The sequence below is a fragment of the Nocardia sp. NPDC023852 genome (assembly GCF_040639505.1).
GTDB lineage: Bacteria > Actinomycetota > Actinomycetes > Mycobacteriales > Mycobacteriaceae > Nocardia.
Window position 1 is genome coordinate 1 of record NZ_JBFAAB010000057.1, and the last position, 6,768, is coordinate 6,768.

Here is a 6,768-nt window from a genome sequence, read left to right on the forward strand (position 1 = left end):
GGGAGATCGCCTGCGGTACGGGGTGATTCAGGCACTGGGTCGGTGCTGGATCGGCCGTCGCAGGGTGGTGCGGGGCCGGTCTCGCCACGGACCCCGCCGGCGGGGGCGGGTGTGGTGGCGGGTCCGCAAGCGGGGGCCGCGCCGCCCGCCGCGCCTGTGACGCCTGTGGCGCCTGTGGCGCCGGTGGGCCAGGCGGGTGGCCCGGCTGCGGCTGGGGATCAGACTGATGGCGGTCCGGTTGTGCCGGCCACTGCTTCGGCTCCGGGGGCGGGGGAGGCGCCGGGGCGGGCGGGTAGTGATCCGAATGCCGGTTCGGGGCAGACGGCCGAGCAGCTTCTGGCGGAGCTGCAGCGGACCTCGCTGGAGCGGTTGCGGGTGGATGCGGAGTTGGGGCGGGCGGCGACGGGGATACCGCCGGAGGCGAATCCGATGGATGCGGCCACGCCCCGGGGGCAGGCGAGGGTGGGTCTGGACCGGGTGTTCGCCGAGTTCGGGCATGGTGACAAGCCGGTGACCTGGGTGGGAGAGACCGAGGCGTTTTTCCCGGTATCGGATGTGGGGAAGGTTCTGGCGGAAGGGTTTTCCCCGGGGCGCTCGGGTTATGTGTCCGGATTCACCTCGCTGGAACAGGCGACGAGGTTCGGTGCCGGCAACGTGGTGGTGGTGAAGGCGCCGGGCTTTATTCGGGAGGGCATTTCGGGTGAGCCGATGGCGTTGTTCGTGGGTGGGGCCGCGGAGAATTTCGTGGCGGGCTGGCATGAAATTTCCGGGGATATGTCTATTTATGTGGAGCATTCCGGTTTCGATCCGGCACGGAAATCGGTTTTCCCGGAGCCGGTGAATGCTGGGCGGCCGGAGGCGCCGACGCAGAAACCACGCCCGGTCGATCCGCCGACCCGCCCGCAGCCCGCGCAGGTGGTGCCGGCGGAGAAGCCGAAGCCACCGACACCGCAGGAGGTCCAGCGCGGCAAAGACGTCACCGGGCTGACAGCGCAGAAGGATCCGCTGGCGGGGGCGGCGGACCTGACCGGGGTGAAGCTGGACCATCTGCTGGCGGGTTTCGGTAAGTCGGCGAATCCACCGACGTTCACCGACGACGGGGTGGCGTATGTGGCCGTGAAAGAGGGCAGCCCGCAAGCACCGTTCGTGAACGGTATGACATCGAAGACCTCGGGTGTGGTGGTGGCCTATGACTCTCCCGAGGCCGCGCGGGCGGCTGAGGGCGGGCAGTGCCGGGTGTATGTGGTGCAAGGCCGCCGCGGCAGGTTCGAGCAGGAACTTCCCAATGGGGCTAAGGCGTACCTGTATGTAGGGGGAATACCCGCGCACAATTTCTTCGGCCGTCTCCAATCGAATACCGACACCGGGCTGGATGTGCCCGAATTCGCGGACTTGCCCGATGTGCAGGCGTTCGTGCCGAATCCGGGATTCGATCCCGACCGGCAATCGGAGCCCAAGCCCGCGGTGGCGGATGCGCTGGAGGAGACCGCGCGGGTCGCGCAGCTACCGAACCCGGCCGATGGGAAGTGGCAGCGGCGCCAGGACAAGGACACTGCCGCGTGGCTCACGGAGGCGTTACGGCCCTCCGAACAGGACCTGCGTCGCGGGATGCAAGCGCGGGGATTGCCCGCGGGGGCGGATCCAGCGCCTGCAGCGATGGATGGTCGGGTGGTTGATCCGACAGCGCTTCCCGCGTCCTGGGGGAATCCGGACGCGCCGGCTCGGGTGCGCTGGTTGGGGGAGCAGACCGGGCCGGTGGTGTATGTCCCGTTGGCACACGGTGAGGAGGTGTTGTTCGAGACCGGGATGGTGGGCGAGGACACCGCGGGGGCGGTGTTGGGGTTCACCTCGCTGGAAAAAGCGATGGAGTTCGGCGCGGAGTGCGTGGCCGTGGTGGACGCCCCGGGCGGGTTCATCGACGAGGCGTCGGGGGTGGTGATGCTGCTGGACAGTGTGGCCGGCCGATATGTGGTGGGCAAACACGTGGTGTCCGGCAAAGGGGTGGAAGCGGTCTCGATCTTCGTGCAGAACCCGGGGTTTGTTCCCGGACGGGTACCACGCAAAGAAACGAAGCCGCCGCAGCCGCCGACGCCGGAGCCGTCGCTGTCTGAGCAGGTCTCGGATCTGGCGGCCGATATGCGGGAGTTCCGGGCCCAGCAGCGCACACAGCACGCTGCTGAGCGGGAGGCTGCTGCGCGGAACCAGGCCGAAGCGGCCCCGGCGATGGCCCCGACAGCGCAGGAAGTGGCGCGGGGGATGGAAGCCACGGGCCTGAGGGCCGATCAGGACCCGTTGGCTGGGGCGGTCGTGGCCGACGGGGTGGATATGGCGGCATTGGTGACCGGCTTCGGGAAGTCCTCGACACCGCCGCGGTACGTGGAGCAGGGGGCAGCGTATATCGCGGTGGCGGAGGGGAATCCGGTGACACCGTTCGTGGAGGGCGCGCACCCGGATGCGCTGGGAGTCGGTGGTGTGGTGGTGGCCTACGACTCACCGCAGGCGGCGCGCGCGGCGTTAGGGGCCGCGGGGGCGACGGCTCGGGTGTATCTGGTGCAGGGACACCGGGGAAGGTTCGTGCAAGGCAACGCGCACATGTTCGTGGGTGGGATCGCTGCACGATTCTTCATGGGCCGCTACCAAGACGACGACCTGGATTTGGATGTCCCCGATTTTCAGGACATGCCGGCCGTGCAGGTGTTCGTGCAGAATCCGGGGTTCGACCCCGACCCCAGGCCACGGCCGCGACCGGTGGCACCGGCGCCCACCGAACCGGCACCGACGCAAGAAAGGCCGCATGCGGCGCCGTATACCGCAGATCCGCAACGGCAGCGGCGGGCCGCGGCCGCGCGCCTGGCGAGGCGGGCACAATCGGGCACCGGGGAGACCGGCTCGGGTCTGACCATGGATCAGGTTCTGGCGGAGTCGAAGACAGCGGCGCTGGAGCAGTTCACCGCGGACGCGGCGTTGGGCAGAGCGATTTCCGGGCTGCCGGAGGGGACCGATCCCAGGCCTGCGGCGACGCCGCAGGGCGCGACGGTGGGCGTGGACCGGGTGCTGGCCACGTGGGGCCGGCAGCGGTCCCCGGTGACATGGGTGCCGGGCGGGGTCGAGGCATTTATCCCGGTGTCGGATTTAGCGAAAGTGTTGACCGAGGGGATCACCCCGGCCGGTCGGGGCTACGCATCCGGTTTCACCTCACTCGAGCAAGCGAAAGCGTTCGGCGCGGACTGTGTGGTGGTGGTGAAGGCGCCGGGCTTCATCCGGGCGGGCTCCTCGGGAAATCCGACGATGGCATTGCTCGTGGGCGGTTTCGCGGAGAATTTCGTGGCGGGCTGGCATGAAATCTCCGCAGACATGTCGATATACGTGGAGAATTCCGCTTTCGATCCGCAGCGCAAGCCCCGCGAGCTGCCCGAGCCGCAACCGTCACTGCCCGAGCAAATCGCGGCATTGGTGGCCGATATGCAGGAGGTCCGCGGGCAGCGGCTGACCCAGCGGGCCCAGGCGGCCCGCGCGGCGGCCGCGCGCTGGGCCGATAAGCCACCAGCGCCGACAGCGCAGGAAGTGGCACAGGGCATCGAAGCGACGGGCCTGAGGGTGGATCAGGACCCGTTGGCGGGGGCGGTAGTGAAGAAGGGGGTGGATATCGCGGGTCTGTTGGGGCGGCTCGGGAAATCCTCGACACCGGTGCAGTATGTGGCCGAAGGGGTGGCGTATATAGCGGTGCCGGAGGGAAATACGGTGGCACCGTTCGTGGATGGTGTGCATCCGGATGCGATACCGAACCTGCTGGGAATCGACGGTGTAGTGGTAGCCCACGATTCACCCGAAGCGGCCCGGGCAGCGTTGGGGCCCGCGGGTGCGACAGCCCGAATGTATCTGGTGCAGGGAACACGAGGCAGGTTCGTGTGGGGGCATATGCATGTGTTCGCCGGTGGGATCGCTCCACAGTTCTTCCTGGGGCGGTTCGACAACGACCTTGCTGCGCCAGCTATAGCGGACATGCCGGCTGTTCAGGTGTTTGTCGCGAATCCGGGGTTCGATCCAGATCGGGAACCCCGTCCACATCTGGTATCGGAGCCGGAACCCGAGGTGTCGACGGCAGCAACCGACACCGACACCACTGAGACGGATCCCGCCACCGGCCCGACCGGCTCATGGGGATGGGTCGTGCGCAGCACGCGCCCGACGGCACATGCCACTGTGCCGGTGGCGATCCCGCGTCGGGAGAGCACCGCCGTGACCACACCGGACCCGGCGATGCTGGACACCGCGTTCGAACAGCTGCCGGACCGGTCCGGGACAGCTCCTGATGCGGCCGGAGACAGCCTCGGACACAGCGTGGAGATCATCGACCTCGAGGTGGCTCGTGCCGATCAGCCTGCTGCGGAGGGGAATTCGACGGCTGTCGACGGCTCCACCGGACAACCGGCGGCGGCTGCTACGCCCGCTCGCGCCGCCCGCCGAGCCCGGCTGCGTGCCCAGCGTGAGCAGGCAGTACAGCAAGCCCGCGAGGTGGTCGCCGCGGCACTCGAGCGCGAAGGAATACCACTGGCCGACCTGGTGCCCGGTGCGGGTCGGGTGCGTAACGTGCGGGCCGACGCCTGGGCCCGCGCCCGCCAACTCGCCGCACTCTGGCCACGGTTGACCCCGCCGGAACAGGCGGCATTCATCACAGCATATCCGGAAACGGTGTTGGGCACCGCGGGCCTGCCGAACACCGACCGGATCCGGGCAGCCCACACCGTGATCGACCTGACCAGGATCGAGCTCGGCGACGAGCAAGCGAAAGACAACCCGGATACCGCGCTGGTCACCGCACTGCAGACGCACATCGAGCGGATAGAACAATTGGCCGCCGCCCTCACCGCGGCGCACGAACCACAATCAGACAACACAACCCTCACCGAGGCTGACCACGCTACGGCCGCCCTGCCGGCCGAATCCGACCCGACTCCGATCAGCCCACACCGGCGGCAACCAACCGCTCCAGCCGCCGACCCCGCCGCGCCGGTCATGATCCCAGGACGTGAATCGACCGCACTGACAACACCGGACCCGGTGGCGTTGGCCTGCCTGCAACACCAAACCCCGCCCCGGCCCGCTGCCACCGAACCCGATACCGCTGGCACCGATCAGCCCACGGCGGTGGACGCCCCCGCTGCGGAGTTGCCCGGACGCGCGGCCCGGCGGGCCCGGCTGCGAGCCGAACGGGAACAAGCAGTGCACGACGCCCGCGAAATCGTAGCGACGGCATTGACACGCGAAGGAGTGCGGCTCGCCGACCTGATCCCGGGTGCAGGACGCGTACGGGACGTGTGGTCGGACTTCCGGGCACGGACCCGGTTGCTCATGCAATTATGGGACACCGGCTTCACCCCGCAGGAACGGGAAGCCTTCCTCACCGCATACCCCGAAACCCTCCTCGGCGCGGTCGACATGCCCGACCTCACACGGCTGCGTGCGGCGCGTACTGCACTGGATCTCAAACGGATCGAACTCGGCGAAGTACGCCAAACAGACCCGGATGGTCTGCTGGCCACAACCCTGCAGGCCGAGATCGAAATCCTGGAGAACGCGGTAGCCGCGTTGGACGGTGGGGGTGGCCTGCGGTCGGACAGCACGGTGGTCGACAACGCTCCGACCGCCGAGAAGGCCGCGACGGTTGAAGATCCACTGCCGGGTAAACCAGCGGCCCCCGATGCGGGTTCGCAGCGTCCGACGGCGCCTGCGGTAGCGCCGGTGGCGATACCGGGTCGTGGGTCGACGGCGCTGTCGACACCGGATCCCGCGGCGTTGGCCGGCCTGCCGCCCCCTCCGGCCGGGACCGGCGCTGCCGAACCCGATGCGACTGGCACCGATCGGCCTGCGGCGGTCGGTGCACCCAGTGGTGGGTTGCCCGGTCGCGCGGCTCGACGAGCCCGGATACGGGCCGAGCGCGCGCGTGCGGTACGGCGGGCGCGTGCGGTGGTTGGGAAGGCGTTGGAGCGCGAAGGGGTGCGGCTCGCGGACCTGGTACCCGGGGCGGGCCGGGTACGGGACATCGAGGCAGACCGGCGGGCTCGGGCTCGGGAACTCGGGATACTGTGGCCGAGGCTGACCGAGGACGAACGCGCCGCGTTCATCACCGCCTACCCCGACACCGTACTAGCGGCGGCCGGCTTGCCAGCAGCGGTCCGCATGCTTGCCTCCCGTACCGCGCTGGACCACAAACGGATCGAACTCGGCGACGAACAACAGAAAAACCGGGACAACCAACCCGATCAGCCCGGTGCCGACCCCGCGGTCATCGCAGCCCTGCAGGCCGAGATCCGGACAATCGAGAACCTCACCGTCGAGCTGGCCGAAACGGTCGAGTTCCTCACCCAGCGGGCAGCCCAAGACGGCACCGCCCTGCAAACCGACACCACCGACGGCGATGCGGACGAGCCGCTGTTGGTCGGCGAGTGCGCGACCTTCGCGGACTGGGCGTTCGCATGGGCGAACTGGGACGCCACCGGCCGCGTCGGCCCGGAACCGGTGAAACCACCCCGCGGCAACCGGCTGGCCGGCGATACCGCGATCAATCTCGCGAAAAAAATAGGCGGGAACTTCAACCGCGACCACCACGGTCCACTGACAATGACGCAACTAGTGAAGCTGGTGCGCGACACCCCCGGAATGCGAGCAGCGTTCGTAGTCGAATACCGCGACGGTATCGGACACACCGGATTCATCGCCCACGACCCGGTTCACGGGGTCGTGATCAAGCACAGCTACAGCGGCGGC

General features: G+C 68.7%; 1 pseudogene. It reads left to right on the top strand.

The features are described 5' to 3' along the window. Window positions 1–240 precede the first annotated feature (240 nt). Window positions 241–6,768 (top strand): annotated as a pseudogene (locus tag AB0H00_RS31680) (hypothetical protein); the annotation flags it as partial.